The following is a 16,126-nucleotide window of genomic DNA, read 5'->3' as shown; positions in this document are numbered from 1 at the left end:
CACATGTTACTCTTATTGCTTTGCCTACTTTAAGCGCTTCTGTAGGAAATTTTACTTCAAGTATTTTCATATCACTACCCCCTTATTGTATTTTTAATTTAACTGGTAAATATGTGTTAACTAACTCTATATCTCTTGTTACTGCACTTCTTTTTACTTTCTTATCTTTATTAAACTTCTTGTTACTTTTCTGCTCATCGTAGTATGTAATTTTATATAGCTCTTTGTCCTGTTCTACTTTATAAACTTTGTTTTTATATATTACTTTCATGATGTTATCCTCTCGTTGTATTTTTTAAGACCTTCAAAATCTGCTTTTATCTGTTTATCCTTACAGAACTGTATATAAGCTATCAGCACTCTTACACTCAACTAAATCACCCCCTTTCTCTTTTTCATTACATCCTTATCCTTCATTGCATTTTTCATAATAAATTCTTCAAACGTTATTCTATCAATCATGTACTTTCTTCTTATTTTTAAAGCAATAAAATCCTTTGTTACCATAGCTTCTCTTGCCATGTTTCTAGCTGTTACATCAGATATTTTCAAGTACTCACAAAATTCTCCTATAGTCATTAACTCCATTCTTTTAATTCCTTTTCTATCTAAAAACATCTTAATGAAATCTACTGTATCATCTCGTCCCATTAACTCTTTTACTAAATCTTCTGTATCTATGAACTGTAATGCTACACTCATTCTCAAACCTCCTTTTATATATTAATTGAATATTCTGTATTTAGTTTTCAAGGTGCCAGTTTTATTTAACTTAACATTGATATTTGTTCTTCCTCTTCTTTTAATAATCTTTTTAAAATGTACTCCTGACCTTTTCCTGTAACCCTTGTTGTTCTATAAGTAAATACACCAGTTGATGTCTCTCTAGTACCTTCTATAGTTTCTAAATATCCTTTATCTACTGCAAATTGCTTTGGTTCAGTTGAATTTTTAAATACTAAACCCCATACTCTTAATTTTTCATATAACCTTTTTTCTCCAATTATTATTCCATTACTTTTTGAAATCACCTTAGCTACTTCTCTTACAAGTAAACTATTTTTCGAAGATGCTATTTGATTAATAAATCTATTTTTTTCTTCAAGTTCTCTATTTTTACTTTCTATTTTCCTTTGAGCTACTTGTAATGCTCTTGCCATTATTTCTTCGTCTGACATATCATTTGTTGTATGTATATATCCTCCAGTCTTACGAATTTCTTTTAGTATCTTTTTAACTTCTTTTTTAAATTGTTTAGCAATTGGTTTTCTACTTTGCATCAAGACCTCATACAAGCCATCTTCTGTTAAAAATAATTTATTTCCACCACTATTACTATTTGTAATAGTCACTTTTTCATCTTCATCTATACTCATTAGCATTTTAGAAGTATTATAGTATCCTTCGCTTGTCTTGCTGTAATCTATCCATTCAGCGACATCTCTAGCTAAAAATAGTGGATTTTCTAAAGTTCCATAAACTTTAAAATCTTTACCTAATAATTCTTGTTCTTTGATTGTTTGTAAATTATTCATGTTTATCTGCCTCCTTTTAAAAATTTTATATTTAGTTTTCAAAGTGCTAAACTTCTCAAAAAGAACAGTTAGTTCGTTTTATTTCTAAAAAAAAGTTCATCTATTGTAATTCCTAAAATTTTTGCTATCTTTTGTGCTGTAAAAAAGCCTGGATTTTTTATACCTCTTTCTATTTGAGATATGTACTCTTTGCTAACTTTTACTTGTAAAGCTAGTTCTTTTTGTGTCAATTTGTTTTGCTCTCTATAGTACTTTAAATTGCTCTTAAACATGTTACCTCCTTTCCGAACTAACTGTTCTTTTTTATATTCTCATTATATCGAACTAACTGTTCTATGTCAACAGTTTTTGTTTTATTTGTTCTTTTTTTTATTTAGTTCTTCTGTTGATAATAAAATTGTGATATATTAAATCTAAATAGAACAATTTGTTTGTTTTTATCGGAGGTTGAATGATATGTTCGGAAAAAGATTAAAATTACTTAGAAAAGAATTAAACTACACTCAAAAGGAACTAGGCGAAAAACTAAATATTTCAGGACGAATTATTGGATATTATGAATCAGAAGAAAGATTTCCTGACAAAGAAATTTTATCAAAACTGGCAGATGTATTTAATGTATCTGTTGATTATTTGCTAGGTAGAACAAATATAAGAAACGCAGAGCATTCTGTTGAGTTAGAATTAATTGAGAAGTTGAATTTTTCTGATGATATAAAAGAAGCTTTAAAACTAATTAGTGAATTAAGTCCTTCTAGTCAAGAAAAAATGTTTAAAATAGCAAAAGTATTTCTTGAAGAAGAACTTAATGAGAAAAAATAAGAAAGAAGAGAAAACTACTCTCTTTCTTTTTTATTTTCTTTATTATGCAATTCTTTCACCAACTCCATATATTTCTCAAATTTATTTTCACTTATGTTCTTTATTCCATCTAAAGTTTTGCCATTTTCTATTATCTTTTTTTCTAACTCTACCACATACACCATCCCCCAACACAGAACTTATGTTCTTATTTTTAGTTAAAAATTCCCAACAATTTTCAATTAAACTTATGTAATTGTACCCTTTCATTTCTAGAAATATTTTTAGATTATTCAGAATTGTCTTTGATAATTATCTTACTTACATGATAATACTTTTATTCCAATCATGCAATAAAAAACTCGTAATTGTAATAAAAAACTCGGATTTTGTAGACAGTTGGATATTTTTTCCAATTTCATATATTATTAATCGTCTTTTTAATTATATTTTTTTGTATTTTTTCATTTATATAATCTTTTTTATAATATATTATTATTTTATATTCATCCCGAAAACATATGTCGATTAAAAATATTATTATAGAGTATTGTTTTTATTAATTTAGCATTTAAATCTATAACTTAATTTATACTTTTTATTTACACGTATATAAGTACGTTTTATAATATAATTGTAAGGAGTTGATAAAATGAAAAAAGATATATATGTATATCCAGCTATACTAAGCTATGATAGTGATGGTATTTCTGTAGAATTTCCCGATTTCCCTAGTTGTCTTACATGTGGAGATACCACAGAAGAAGCTTTAAAAATGGCAAAGGAAGCTCTTGGACTACATCTATATGATATGGAAGAAGATAACGACATAATCCCAAATGCAACTACTATAGATAAATTAAATTTAGAGAAAAATCAAATACCTACTTTAATAGAAATATATATGCCTATTCACCGTAAAGCTATAGAAAATTACTCTGTTAAAAAGACTCTTACTATTCCTCAGTGGCTTAATAGAGAAGCTGAGAAACACAAAGTTAATTTTTCTCAAATACTTCAAGAAGCTTTGAAAAATCATCTTAATATTCATTAGATATAATTAGAGCAGCATAACTGCTCTTTTATATAAATTTGCTTATAAAGGGAGTGTACACATGAACATCAAATCAGCTTTTATAAGAAAAAGAAATGAAAAATTCTATGTATATGTGGAGTACGTAGAAGGAACAAGTGGCAAAATAAAACAGAAAAGTTATGGAAGCTATGAAAAGAAAAAAGATGCTGAAAAACATTTAATTGAAATAAAATCTACTATAAACAATAATAAGTTTATTGCTCCAAGCAAGACAACTCTTGTAGAAAGGTGTTATAAATACATAATGTCAAATGGAAAAAAATGGTCTCCTTATACAACTGTAAATAGAAAATCGTGGGTTAAAAATTATATAGAGCCTTTTTTTAAAGATACAATATTGATAGATGTAAACCCTAGCCTTCTTCAAATCTTTATAGATAAAAATTTTGACGGTTCTGCATCATCAACTGCAAAAGTTAGATATAATTTTCTATCTTCTGTTTTAAAAGAAGCTTATAGACTAAAAGAAATATCTGAAAATCCTTGTGTTTTTGTAAAATTGCCAGCCCAAAATGTTACATATGAAATTGAAATATATAATAGAGAAGAAACACTATTGTTAATAGAGAAGTTGAAAGATAGTTTGATAGAGATACCCATTCTCTTAATGTTGCTGTTAGGTTTAAGAATTGGAGAGGTAGCTGGTCTTAGATGGTCTGATGTTGATTTAGATAATAGTATAATAAATATTAATCAAATTCTCATATATGCAAATAGTAAAATAACTTTTAAAGAACCAAAAACTACAAAATCAAAAAGAACTTTATCAGTTCCAAAAGAGTTAGTTGAAAAACTAAAAATAGAAAAATTAAAACAAAACAAAATGAAATTGCAAGGTACACTTATAAATGAAAATAACTTAGTATGTCTAAATACAAATTTTAATCCTTGGATACCAACTGCATTAAGTAAAACTTTTCACAACTTTATCAAAAGAAATAATTTAAGAAATATTAGAGTACATGATTTAAGACATACAAACGCAAGTTTGCTTTTGTTAGGAGGCACTAACATGAAAGTTGTTTCAGAAAGATTAGGTCATACAGATATAAAAATAACTATGAATAGATATTCTCATGTGCTTGAAGAAATGGACAAAGAAGCTTCTGACAATCTAAGTAAACTTCTGTTTAAATAATTAAAACTGACTGTCAGTTAAATGTCAGTTAAACCTAAAAAAATAGGTTTTGTCAGTTAAATGTCAGTCAGTTATTTTATAATAACTTATTTTAAATATCGCTAAAACTGCACGTTTTAACACTTATTTATGTTTATTTATACGTATTTATTATTCCTTATTAAAATAATACCCTGCCCCTCTTATTGTTATGATTTTTTGAGGATTTTTATAATCTTTCTCTATTTTCTTTCTCAGTCCGTTCACTGCAACTACTACACTATAGTTATCCTCTAGATACTCATTTAACCATACATGTTCATATATCTCCTTCGTAGTTAAGGTCTTTTCAGGATTCTCTATAAAATAGTTCAACAACTTGTTTTCTGTTGGAGTTAATTTTATTATTTTATCTTCTAATTTTATTACGCCACTTGTTCTATTGTATTCTTCTAATTTTGTATTATTTTCATTGTTATTTATGTATGAATTTACTCTTCTTAAAATTGCTTTTACCTTTGCATATAGTATTTCTAAATTTAAAGGTTTGATTAAATAATCATCACCGCCAGAATTTAAAGCATTTAAAATACTTTGGTCTTCATTTATATAAGTCATATAAACAATTGGACACGTAGTTACATTTCTAATTTTTTTACATAAAGTCCATCCATCACCATCAGTTAAGATTATTTCTAAAAATATCAAATCGTATCTATTGCTAAATATTTTTCCAATAGCTTCTTCACAGTTATACGCCAAATCTACATTTAGTCCTTTTTGCTCCAAGAAATTTTTTAATTCCTGGCAATTATTCTTGTCTCCGTCTATTATTAATATCTTAGTTTGCATTATAATCACTCCTAAATATCATTATTCTTTTATATTAAATAATCATTTATTATAAAGAACATAAACTTAATTTTATTGTAAAAACAGTTCCTTTTCCTAACTCTGAATCTACAAAAATCTCTCCTTCATGTTCTCTTATAATGGATTTAACAATATATAATCCCAAGCCTTGACCTTTTGAAGTATTATTGTCCCTTTCTGTAAAGAATCGGTCAAATATCTTTGGTATATTTTCTGCTGGTATCCCTTTGCCATTATCAGAAATTTTAATAATTGCAAATCCATCTTCTTTATTCACTGACAAAATTATTTTCCCATCAAATGGAGTAAAGCTTAAAGCATTATAAATTAAATTTTCAAATGCTCTAGCCAATCTTTCTTTATTTACTTTTACATATATTTTTTTATCTAATATATAAACTTCAAAATTTACACCACATGCTTGTGTATCTGGTAAATTATTTTCATATACCTCTTTAATAAAGTCATTTAGGCATATTTTTTCACTAAGACCAATGTTTTTATCTTGTGATGTAAATTCTTGTAAACTACGTACTCTATTTTGCACTTCATTTGATTTTTGGTTTATGGCATAAAGATAGGTTCTTGTCTCTTCATCTACATGAATATTCCCAACCTTTATTAAATCTATAAATGCCTGTATAGCTGAAACAGGTGCCTTTAAATCATGTGCTACGTCTGCCAAGAATTTTTTACGTTCATTTAATAGTGTTGTAAGTTCATTAGTTCTTACTTCAACTTCATGCTCAAGATTTTGTGTAAGTTTTTCATTTTCTTTTATTATTATTCTATTTCTATTTATCATCATAATAGAAAATAAAATAACTATTAAAAACCCACAGTATTCTGTTTGCCATCCTGTAAATATAGGTTCAAACCTATTACTAGTCACTACATCAAATAATATACTGACACCAAACACTATGTTTGCTGAAACTAAAATATAGGAGCTTAATTGCTCAGAGTATGTTTTTTTATAAATTGAAACTATTGAAGACATCAATATATAAATAAATACAATATATTTATATATGTCTATTAATTTTCCATAGATATTAACAAAGTATATATCATATGGAAGAAGAATAACTGGTATCACAATGGATATGATACACATAGTAATTCCTAATGGTAAAATTAAAAATCTATATACTTTATTTCTCTCAATTTTGGATATGTTTCCATTTATACAAATAATACATAAAACTGCTATAAAGTATGACGAATCTTCAACTGCATATGTAAAGTTTACTAAAGGAAGCCCCATTAAATGTATAAAAGGATATGATACATGTATAGCAAAAAAAATACACATACATCCAAAGTATAAATATAGCTTGCTTTGTTTTGAAAGTGCCCAAACAGATAGAGAAAATATAGCTATTGCAATAGTTGTAAAACAAATGATACTATAAAAAAGTAATCTATAAAATATCATATTACTTACATCTTTTGTTTTTCCTAACGCAGGTGGATAATATAAACCACTATAATAATGTGAGAAATTGGAAACATTGATTATAATTTCTGTATCTTTCTTTGCAACAAAGCTTACTACTATATTTTTAATTTTAGGCCTATATCTTTCTGTACCTATATCTCCTAACTTAGAGACCATCTCACCATTTATCCAAACTTCACTTGAACAAAAAATTTCTGGAAGTTCTAGGCTTAGTACTTTGTCTTTACCTTCATTTTTTATCCTCATGCGATAAGTTGCATTTCCATAGGGAGATTGTTTTTCTTTTCTCATAGAAAAATCTGGATATTGTCCTATAAAAATGTATTCTGGTTTTACATGTTTCTCTATAAAATCTTTTGGCTTAAATATCTTATGGTTATAAAATTCCCAATCATCTATTAGAAAAACAAGTTTATTTTTAGAAAAAGTGTCCTCATCTATAGTTAAAATTCCATCACTTGCTCTAATAGACTTATATGTATATTTATTATCATATCTATACAGAAAATTTAATCCTGTTATTGCCAACAGAGAGACTATCAATACAATGAGAGTTCCTTTTAGTACATTAGACTTTTTCATTGCATTAACCACATCTCTTTCTTTTGTAGTAATATTAAATGATAAAACAAGAATTATTTATTGCTTACATTATCTTGCTTATGGCACAAACTTATATCCTTTTCCCCATACGGTTTGAATATATTGATGCTCTCTGCTTAAAGAATTAATTTTTTTCCTCATCTGTGCAATATGAACTTGTACAGTATGTTGATCTCCAACATCAGGCATTTTCCAAACTTGATTATATATCTCTATTTTTGAAAATACTTGTTCTTTATTTTCAGCTAAAAATAATAATATTTCAAACTCCATGGTGGTTAAGTCAATACTCTTTTCATCAAAAGTTACTTTTCTTGAATTTACATTTATTACTAGAGATGAAAACTTTAACACATTAGGAACTGATGTAATGTTTTTATATTGCCTCATCCGAGCATAGATTCTAAGTTCAAGTTCTTTTAAGCTATATGGTTTTGTTATATAATCGTCTCCTCCAGATAAAAAACCTTGAACTCTTTCATCTTCATGTTCATAATTAGATAAAAATATTATAGGTATGTTAACCTTTTCTTTTATAGCATTACATATTTTATATCCATCTAAATCTGGTAATGCAATATCTAGTATTATACAGTCTAAAACTATATTTTCTACTATCTTCATTGCACTTTTGGCAGTCTCTGCTGTGTATACATTAAAACCTATGTTAGAAAAATAAATTTGATTTATGTTTAAAATATCAACATCATCATCCACAACCAATAAGTTATACATTACACCACTCCATTCAAAAATATTTTAATCATAATCTAAAGTTATAAGTATTACAAATTATAATGTTTTACCTTTTATCTAACTAATATTATTATTTTATAATATCTTTACAAACTAGACTATAAAACTTAAGTATTTTTGAATAATTCTTGAACATTGTCTTAAATATTAAGCTTTCATTATTAAATACTAATCAAAGTCTCCGATTGTTGGAAAATGGAACTTAAAGTCATTATATATCATCAATATACGATATTTATAGAAACTTGTCCATTAGCCAGCTTGAGTATTGATTTATGCGATTTATATGGTTATAATATAAAATAAATTGTATTATTTTGGTAAATATATTGTTATAAAAAAATTATATTATGTATTTCAATTAATTATAAAGTTTTTATTTTTTCATTATAATTACGTTATACTTTTTTAAAAATATCCCTTTTCCAACAAAGGGCTACTTTGGCTAAATATAGCCATTTATACATATAAACAAAGTTATTAATGCTTATCATTTTCAAATTTTATATCAACTATGTTAAATTTAAAACAAAAAAAGGCTATGCAATATAAAATTATATTCATAGCCGGTTGCACCACTAACTCCATATACCTCTAGATGCCCAATAATAAGATATACTTCTCAGTTTCTAAAATATTTTAATTAAACTTGTTTAAATTGTTCTGATAAATTTCCTTTCTATTCTAACATCGTAATATTATCTTGTCAATATTTACATATTTTTTAAATATAATGTTCTAACAATATATTTTTTTTATTTAAAAATGTTTATATTTCTATCATTAATAATAGACAATACCCTGCAAGTTATAGTAGCATTTTTATAAGCTGACTTTGCAGGGTATCATATATTTATTTTGTGTTAAATTTTTATCTTATTGATTAACTTTATCTTATTTATTAACTTTAATGAATCCTTTTTCTGAAACAAGTGCTTGTCCTTCATCACTCAATATATAATCTATCAAAGCTTTACCTTTTTCTGATAAGTTATCTTCTTTATTAACTAATATAAATGGTCTTGATATTGGATATTTATTAGCTATTACATTAGCATCAGTTGCATCAACATCATTTACTTTTAAACTATTTACTTTCTCATCAACATATCCAAATGATATATATCCTATAGCATTTTTATTTCCTTCAACTGTAGTTTTTATATTTCCTGAACCATCACTTATTTGTGCATCTTTAGTTAGTTCTTCTGACTTGAATCCTACAATTTCTTGGAATCCATCTCTAGTTCCTGAACCTTCTTCTCTTGATACTATTACTATTGGTGCATCATTTCCGTTAACTTCTTTCCAGTTAGTTATCTTCCCTGTGTATATACCTTTTATTTGGTCCATTGTAAGATTTTTTACTGGGTTGTCTTTATTAGTTATTAATGCTATACCATCTATTGCTATCTTAGTTTCCTTTAATCCAGCACTTTTTTCTTCATCTTTTAAATCTCTTGAACTCATACCTATTTCAGATGTTCCCTCTATTGCATTTTTTATACCTCCAGAAGAACCAATTTGTTGTACTTCTACACTAACACCTTGATTTTTTTCCTGAAACTTCTCTCCGATAGTTTCCATAAGAGGCCCTATTGAAGTTGAACCTGAAACAGAAACTTTATTTGAATCTCCTGAACCTCCAGAGTCTGAACCACACCCTACTGCTAAGACTCCAACCAACATTGTACTAGCTAAAAGAACTCCTATTTTCTTTTTGAACATTTTACTTACCCCCGCTTATATTTTAATTTTTTTGTTTTCATATTTGCTATATTTTAATAATACATATTTTTTGTTAAGTGAATATTAGAGCGAGGTTAAGTAAATGTAAATATTGTTAAATGCATGTAAAGATTTAATTTTATATAGTATATTTAAAATTAGATTAATTTTTTTAAGTATTTTTCAATCAACACCAGTATAATACATCATATAATATTCTCATATTTTTTATCTAAGCTATTAATTTATCATATTTTATAATTCTTTTTCTAGTTTATTAACTAAACTGTCAAACACATTTAAAGCTTCTTCTATCGATTGTTTTTTCGTCATATCTACACCAGCAGATTTCAGTTGTTCCAAAGGATACTCTGACCCTCCACTCTTTAAGAAGTTTATATATCTGTCTACAGCAGTGCTACCTTTTGAAAGTATCTGTTGACTTAACGCACTTGCAGCAGAAAATCCTGTAGCATACTTATACACATAGAAATTTGAATAAAAATGTGGAATTCTTGCCCACTCTATCCCTATTTGCTTATCTACTATTGCAGATTTTCCATAATACTTCTCATTTAATTTATAGTATATGTCAGTAAATTCATCAGCAGTAAGTGGCTCTCCACTTTCTACTCTTTCATGTACAATTTTTTCGAATTCAGCAAACATAGTTTGTCTATGAACTGTAGTCCTAAATTGTTCTAAATAGTAATTTAATAGATATATAGTTTCATCTTTAGACTTAGAATTTTCTAATAAATAATTTATAAGAAGTAATTCATTTAATGTAGATGCAACTTCTGCAACAAATATTTTATAATCTGAATATAAAAATGGCTGACTTGTTCTTGAATAATGGCTATGGACAGAATGACCTAATTCATGAATTAATGTAAATAAAGAATTAAGGTCATTTTTATAGCTCATTAGTATATAAGGATGTGAATCATAGCTTCCCCAAGAGTAAGCTCCTCCTTTTTTACCTTCATTATCATATACATCAATCCATCCTTCTTCAAATGCATTTTTTATAACTTTTAAATACTCTTCTCCTAAAGGCTTAAGTGCTTCTAATATAATACTCTGTGCTTTTTCATAAGGTATATCCATATCAAATTTATCAGTTAGAGGAACATATAAGTCATACATGTGTATTTCATTTAATCCCAAGAACTTCTTTTTAAGTTCAACATACTTATTTAAAATAGGAAGACTTTCATCTATTGCTGATATAAGGTTATTATAAACATCTAAGCTTACATCATCTGAAAATAGAGACGCTTCTATTGCTGAATTATATTTTCTAGTTTTTGCATAAAATATCTCTGACTTTATTCCACCATAAAGTGTTGAAGCAAATGTGTTTTTGTATTTTCCATAAGTAGAAAATTCTCCTTCAAAGGCTTCTTTTCTAACTCTTCCATTTTTACTTTTTATAAATAAAGAATAGTTTGAATGAGAAAGTTTAACCTTATTACCTTTTTCATCTTCTATCTCAGGAAATTCCATATCTGCATATGCTAACATATCATATACATTTTCTGGAACTGTTGATAATTCAGATGTAGCTGCAAGTATTTCTTCTTCTCTTTCACTCAAAGTGTGAGGCTTATCTCTCAATATATCTTTTATATATTTTGTATAAAATGATAACTTCTCATCCTTTAAATATTCATTTAATCTGTCTTCTTCTATAGACAGTATTTCTGGAACTACATAAGAAGTAGCCACTCCTAAATCAGTTGATAGCATTTCTGTCTTAGTGGCTCTTCCTTGATTTTCATTGATTCTAGTATCTTCATGTTGTTTCATATGAGTATATACATATAGATTTTGGATAATTCTAGATGCATTTTCAGAGATACTTAATACTTCGTATAAATTTTCTTTACTCTCAGAAAGTTTACCTTTGTATTCTTTTACTTCTTGAATAAGATTTTTTACTTTACTTATGTCTTTTTCAATATCTTCTTTTGTAGAGTACATCTTATCTATTTTCCATTTGTATTTTTCTTCTATTGTACTTCTATCAGTTCCCATATTATACACCTCTATTTTAATTCATTTTTATATTTTATTTGCTTTACAAAATATATTGTATATATTTTAGTCCAAATAATCTACATTTATTACTCCTTCTATCATATTTATTTCTTTCATAACATCATGTAAGTGTATTCTCTTATCATAAGATATAAAAAAGTTAACTTTCCAATATTCTTCGCTACGACATTCTATTTCCATATTCCTTACAATAAGTTGATTTTTTTCAAATTTATCATATAAAAAAGGTATTGAATCTAAATTATTTATTTTTAATATCAATACATTTTTTTCTTGGCTAAATAGAAACGTATTTAATATCCTAAGCACAAATAATGCTATCATTACAAACAGCCATCCTAAAATCGATAACTCATAATAACCATATCCAACTGCTATACCAATACATGCAGTTGCCCACATACCAGCGGCTGTAGTAAGCCCCTTCACTCCACCTTTGTTCTTTAGAATTGCTCCTGCACCTAAAAAACCAATTCCAGATAGTACCTGAGCAGGCATTCTTGCTGGGTCAGCATTTGTATACAAACTATAGTCAGACAATAACTGGATTGAAGTTATTGAAGTAATACAAGAACCTATCGCTATTAATATATGTGTTCTAAATCCTGCAAACTGCCTTATCTTTTCTCTCTCTAGCCCTATTATTCCTCCTATAACTAATGCTAATAATAATCTTATTGCTATCTCCTTAGTTCCTATATCGCCCATAATATAAAACCTCCTGACCCAATTATAATTTATATCATATAAATAACTTCTACATCATATCATACAGATAATTTCTATATCAGAGATAATATCTTATTCTTAATATTATTATTAATATATGAGAAATAGTAATATCTGTTAATTTTTAATACAAAAAAACCCACAACTGTGGGCTATTTGCTTAAGTACATGTATTTATTTATTAATATATCTATTTTCTTACTTGATTCTACGAGCTCTTCTTGAAATATTTCTGGATATTCTATGTATGTATTTATCTCTTCCCTAACTGCTTCAATTTCATTTTTTAACGTTTCTAATTCATTGTTCGCCATAATAATCACCACTATTACAAATTTGTATATTTTTATATACATTTTATCAAACAATATTATATTTTGTCAATATTATGTCAATAAAACTTACTATAAAAATGCTTTAATTTGGGTACTGTATATCTAGATACTAATCCTACAAACATACCCGTTACTAATGATGCCATCAACATAAATGGCAAGTATCCTATAGCAAGTATATTTTCTATTATTAAACTTGCAACTATTAATTGACCTATATTATGCCCTATTGCCCCTAAAATACTTATTCCTATCATTGATAATCCCTTTATTTTACTTGCTAAATACATAAATAAAAGGCTCAAATAAGCTCCTCCTATGCTAAATAAAAGATAAGATAGAGGACCTGCAAATATTGATGACAAAATTACCCTGATAGTAACAATTATAACAGTATCTCTGATACCTAACAACATTAATGAAATTAAAGTTATAATATTACTCAAACCCAATTTTGCTCCTGGAAATATAACTATAAGAGGGTTTGGTATATACGTCTCTAATATATATAAGGCTAAACTGTATCCTATCATAAGACCTAAAAATGTCATTTTTCTAGTTTTCATTGAGTTAACTCCTCCAAATTTTATATATCATATTACATTATAATACAAAATATATAAAAACACCTAATTTAGACTAAAATATTCTATAATATATCTAAAATAAATATCAGTAATTTGAACTTGTAATTCCCCCTATAATCCTTGACTTTTTGTATCATACTTGTTACAATTTTAATGATAATGAATTTCATTAGGAGGTGTTAATAATGACTGTTTACGATTTGAAAATAGGAGAAAAAGGACTTATTAATAATATAGATGGAGATATTAAATTATCTAAAAGATTACTTGCACTTGGATGTATAAATAGTACTGAAATAGAAGTTAAAAAGGTTGCCCCATTTGGAGACCCAATTATAATTAGATTTAGAGGATTTGACCTAGCTATTAGAAAATCTGATGCTAAAAATATTTCTTTACAATAATAGAGGAGGAGCTACCTGTGATTAATGTAGCATTATTAGGAAACCCAAACGTTGGTAAGACTACTGTTTTCAACCTACTTACAGGTTCAAATCAGTATGTTGGTAACTGGCCTGGTGTTACTATTGAAAAAAAAGAAGGATTTATTGGGAAAGAAATAAAGGTTGTAGATTTACCTGGTATATATGCAATGGATACTTTCTCAAATGAAGAAAAGGTTTCTAAGTCATATTTAGAAAATGAAGATGTTGATGTAATAGTAAATGTAGTAGATGCTTCTAACTTATCAAGAAATCTCTACTTAACGACTCAACTTATGCAATTTAATAAACCTATAGTTATACTGCTTAACATGTTAGATATTGCAGAATCTAAAGGTGTTAATATAGATGATAAAAAATTAAGTGAAGAACTTGGAGTAATCGTTGTTCCAATCATCGCAAAAAAGAAAGATGGCGTAGAAAAAATAGAAGCAGAAATTAAAGATGCTACTAAAAAATCATTTAAATATCAAACAGACTTTGGAAGTGAAACAGAAACATATAAAAAATTGGAATCTATCTTATCAAGATGTACAAAGACTACATATACACACAAAAAATCTATCAGTGATAAAATAGACAATATAGTCTTAAATCCTATATTAGCCTATCCAATATTTATTGGTGTATTGTTTCTTTTATTTAAGTTCACCTTTGATTGGGTTGGAGGACCACTTCAAGAAGGCTTTGCAGGCCTTATAGAGGCTTATATATCTACACCTGTTAGTGATATGTTAGCTAACTCTAGTCCATGGTTTAAATCACTTATTGTTGATGGGATAATTGGAGGTGTTGGTGGTACTTTACCATTCTTCCCTTTAATATTTACATTATTCTTTGGTATATCTATATTTGAAGATAGTGGATATATGTCAAGAACAGCATTTTTGATGGATAAGGTTATGAGAAAGGTTGGTCTATCTGGTAAAGCTTTTATACCTATAGTTATGGGTATGGGATGTTCTTCTCCTGCTATAATGGCAACTAGAACACTAGAAAGTGAAAAAGACAGAAGAGTTACAGCTCTTATTGCACCACTTATGACTTGTGGAGCAAAGTTACCTATATATGCATTATTTGTAGCTATCTTTTTCCCACACAATGCTGCTTTAGTAACTACATCATTATACTTAGTTGGTATAGTTATGGCTATTGTGGTTGCACTAGTTTTAAATAAAACAGCTTTTAAGACAGAATCTGAACCATTTATATTAGAGTTACCAGAATATAGAATACCTACTATAGATGCACTTATTAAAAATACTTGGAATAAATCAAAAGGATTTTTAATAAGAGTTGTTACTGTCATGTTTGCAATGTCAGTTGTTATTTGGGGACTTTCTTCATTTAATGTATTTGGATTTACAGAAGACATAAATGTAAGCTTTTTAGCTACTATAGGGCATATTATATCTCCTATATTTAAACCTCTTGGTTTTGATGACTGGAGAACTTCAGTTGCTATCTTAAGTGGTCTTGGAGCAAAAGAAATAGTGGTAAACTCTCTGAATATACTATATGGTAATTTGACTGTTGTATTGCCAACAATATTTAATGGTGTTACTGCATATACATTCTTAATATTTACAGCTCTATATACTCCATGTATAGCTGCTCTTGCGACTATGAAAAAAGAATATGGCAATAAGATGATGTTTACATCATTTGCATATCAATTTATATTAGCATGGATAATGGCTTTTATAGTTAAAAGCATTGGTGGAGTACTATTTATGGGAAATTCAATAATGGAAGCTTTAATTGGTGGAATAATTATAGTTCTTGCATTTTTAATTTTATTTAATAAATTTAAATCTACAAAAAATGGAAGTAGCTGTAGTGGATGTTCTGGTTGCTCTGGATGTCCAAGTTCTAATTCTTGCTCAGTAGATGAAGATAATAACAAAAAAAGCAGGATACATTAACATATAGGTATCCTATAGTTAAAAGTAAATTGCGGTACTATCTCCTAACGGATAGTGACTGATAGAAAAATT

18 protein-coding genes and 1 riboswitch are annotated in these 16,126 nt (G+C 27.3%); of the genes, 5 read left to right on the top strand and 13 right to left on the bottom strand.

What is annotated here, in order from left to right; genetic code table 11:
- Window positions 1-82 precede the first annotated feature (82 nt).
- From KGF50_RS10700 to KGF50_RS10685, 4 genes are all read right to left on the bottom strand, one after another.
- Window positions 83-271 carry a hypothetical protein gene (locus tag KGF50_RS10700; RefSeq protein WP_227848029.1) on the bottom strand — a complete coding sequence of 63 codons (189 nt, stop codon included), beginning with the start codon at window positions 269-271 and terminating at the stop codon, window positions 83-85.
- A gap of 101 nt (window positions 272-372) precedes the next feature.
- Window positions 373-702: a helix-turn-helix domain-containing protein gene (locus KGF50_RS10695; protein WP_227848028.1), complete on the bottom strand. Its 330-nt coding sequence runs from the start codon at window positions 700-702 to the stop codon at window positions 373-375.
- Between the two features lie 65 nt (window positions 703-767).
- Window positions 768-1,535 (bottom strand): phage antirepressor KilAC domain-containing protein, encoded by a 768-nt coding sequence (locus tag KGF50_RS10690; RefSeq protein WP_227848027.1) that lies wholly within the window; start codon window positions 1,533-1,535, stop codon window positions 768-770.
- A 68-nt stretch (window positions 1,536-1,603) separates the two neighbouring features.
- Window positions 1,604-1,807: a helix-turn-helix domain-containing protein gene (locus KGF50_RS10685; RefSeq protein ID WP_227848026.1), complete on the bottom strand. Its 204-nt coding sequence runs from the start codon at window positions 1,805-1,807 to the stop codon at window positions 1,604-1,606.
- Window positions 1,808-1,991: 184 nt separating this feature from the next.
- Between KGF50_RS10685 and KGF50_RS10680 the strand changes: the two genes are divergently transcribed.
- Complete coding sequence (locus tag KGF50_RS10680) at window positions 1,992-2,357, top strand: helix-turn-helix domain-containing protein (RefSeq protein WP_227848025.1); 366 nt, start codon at window positions 1,992-1,994, stop codon at window positions 2,355-2,357.
- Between the two features lie 14 nt (window positions 2,358-2,371).
- Here the strand turns inward: KGF50_RS10680 and KGF50_RS10675 are convergent, their stop codons facing one another.
- Entirely contained in the window at window positions 2,372-2,512 is a 141-nt protein-coding gene (locus tag KGF50_RS10675; RefSeq protein WP_227848030.1) for a hypothetical protein, read from the bottom strand.
- A 476-nt stretch (window positions 2,513-2,988) separates the two neighbouring features.
- Between KGF50_RS10675 and KGF50_RS10670 the strand changes: the two genes are divergently transcribed.
- Together KGF50_RS10670 and KGF50_RS10665 are read left to right on the top strand one after the other, a co-directional pair.
- Entirely contained in the window at window positions 2,989-3,390 is a 402-nt protein-coding gene (locus KGF50_RS10670) for a type II toxin-antitoxin system HicB family antitoxin (RefSeq protein WP_227848024.1), read from the top strand.
- Window positions 3,391-3,451: 61 nt separating this feature from the next.
- Window positions 3,452-4,570, top strand: coding sequence for a site-specific integrase (locus tag KGF50_RS10665; RefSeq protein WP_227848023.1), 1,119 nt, complete (start codon window positions 3,452-3,454; stop codon window positions 4,568-4,570).
- Window positions 4,571-4,720: 150 nt separating this feature from the next.
- On the opposite strand, the gene KGF50_RS10660 is transcribed toward KGF50_RS10665, so the two are convergent.
- The 8 genes from KGF50_RS10660 to KGF50_RS10625 all read right to left on the bottom strand — a co-directional run bounded on the left by KGF50_RS10660 (window position 4,721) and on the right by KGF50_RS10625 (window position 13,665).
- Entirely contained in the window at window positions 4,721-5,401 is a 681-nt protein-coding gene (locus KGF50_RS10660; RefSeq protein ID WP_227848022.1) for a response regulator transcription factor, read from the bottom strand.
- A gap of 49 nt (window positions 5,402-5,450) precedes the next feature.
- Window positions 5,451-7,466 carry a sensor histidine kinase gene (locus KGF50_RS10655; protein ID WP_227848021.1) on the bottom strand — a complete coding sequence of 672 codons (2,016 nt, stop codon included), beginning with the start codon at window positions 7,464-7,466 and terminating at the stop codon, window positions 5,451-5,453.
- Between the two features lie 78 nt (window positions 7,467-7,544).
- Complete coding sequence (locus KGF50_RS10650) at window positions 7,545-8,222, bottom strand: response regulator transcription factor (RefSeq protein ID WP_227848020.1); 678 nt, start codon at window positions 8,220-8,222, stop codon at window positions 7,545-7,547.
- A 576-nt stretch (window positions 8,223-8,798) separates the two neighbouring features.
- Window positions 8,799-8,882, bottom strand: a riboswitch (cyclic di-GMP riboswitch).
- 255 nt (window positions 8,883-9,137) lie between these two features.
- Window positions 9,138-9,971 (bottom strand): phosphate ABC transporter substrate-binding protein, encoded by an 834-nt coding sequence (locus KGF50_RS10645; protein ID WP_227848019.1) that lies wholly within the window; start codon window positions 9,969-9,971, stop codon window positions 9,138-9,140.
- A gap of 255 nt (window positions 9,972-10,226) precedes the next feature.
- The gene (pepF, locus tag KGF50_RS10640; protein ID WP_227848018.1) at window positions 10,227-12,011 is read right to left on the bottom strand and encodes an oligoendopeptidase F; all 1,785 of its coding nucleotides are present in this window, start codon (window positions 12,009-12,011) and stop codon (window positions 10,227-10,229) included.
- Between the two features lie 66 nt (window positions 12,012-12,077).
- Entirely contained in the window at window positions 12,078-12,743 is a 666-nt protein-coding gene (locus tag KGF50_RS10635) for an MgtC/SapB family protein (protein WP_227848017.1), read from the bottom strand.
- A gap of 173 nt (window positions 12,744-12,916) precedes the next feature.
- Complete coding sequence (locus tag KGF50_RS10630; protein ID WP_021386276.1) at window positions 12,917-13,078, bottom strand: aspartyl-phosphate phosphatase Spo0E family protein; 162 nt, start codon at window positions 13,076-13,078, stop codon at window positions 12,917-12,919.
- Between the two features lie 77 nt (window positions 13,079-13,155).
- Entirely contained in the window at window positions 13,156-13,665 is a 510-nt protein-coding gene (locus KGF50_RS10625; protein ID WP_227848016.1) for a Gx transporter family protein, read from the bottom strand.
- A gap of 206 nt (window positions 13,666-13,871) precedes the next feature.
- Between KGF50_RS10625 and KGF50_RS10620 the strand changes: the two genes are divergently transcribed.
- Window positions 13,872-14,090 carry a FeoA family protein gene (locus KGF50_RS10620; protein WP_227433680.1) on the top strand — a complete coding sequence of 73 codons (219 nt, stop codon included), beginning with the start codon at window positions 13,872-13,874 and terminating at the stop codon, window positions 14,088-14,090.
- Between the two features lie 17 nt (window positions 14,091-14,107).
- Entirely contained in the window at window positions 14,108-16,054 is a 1,947-nt protein-coding gene (feoB, locus tag KGF50_RS10615; protein WP_227848015.1) for a ferrous iron transport protein B, read from the top strand.
- The last annotated feature ends 72 nt before the right edge of the window (window positions 16,055-16,126 follow it).

The sequence above is a fragment of the Clostridioides sp. ZZV15-6598 genome, assembly GCF_020657705.1.
GTDB lineage: Bacteria > Bacillota > Clostridia > Peptostreptococcales > Peptostreptococcaceae > Clostridioides > Clostridioides difficile_F.
The sequence above is the reverse complement of the archived record's forward strand: the minus strand, read 5'-3'. Positions and strand labels throughout refer to the sequence as shown.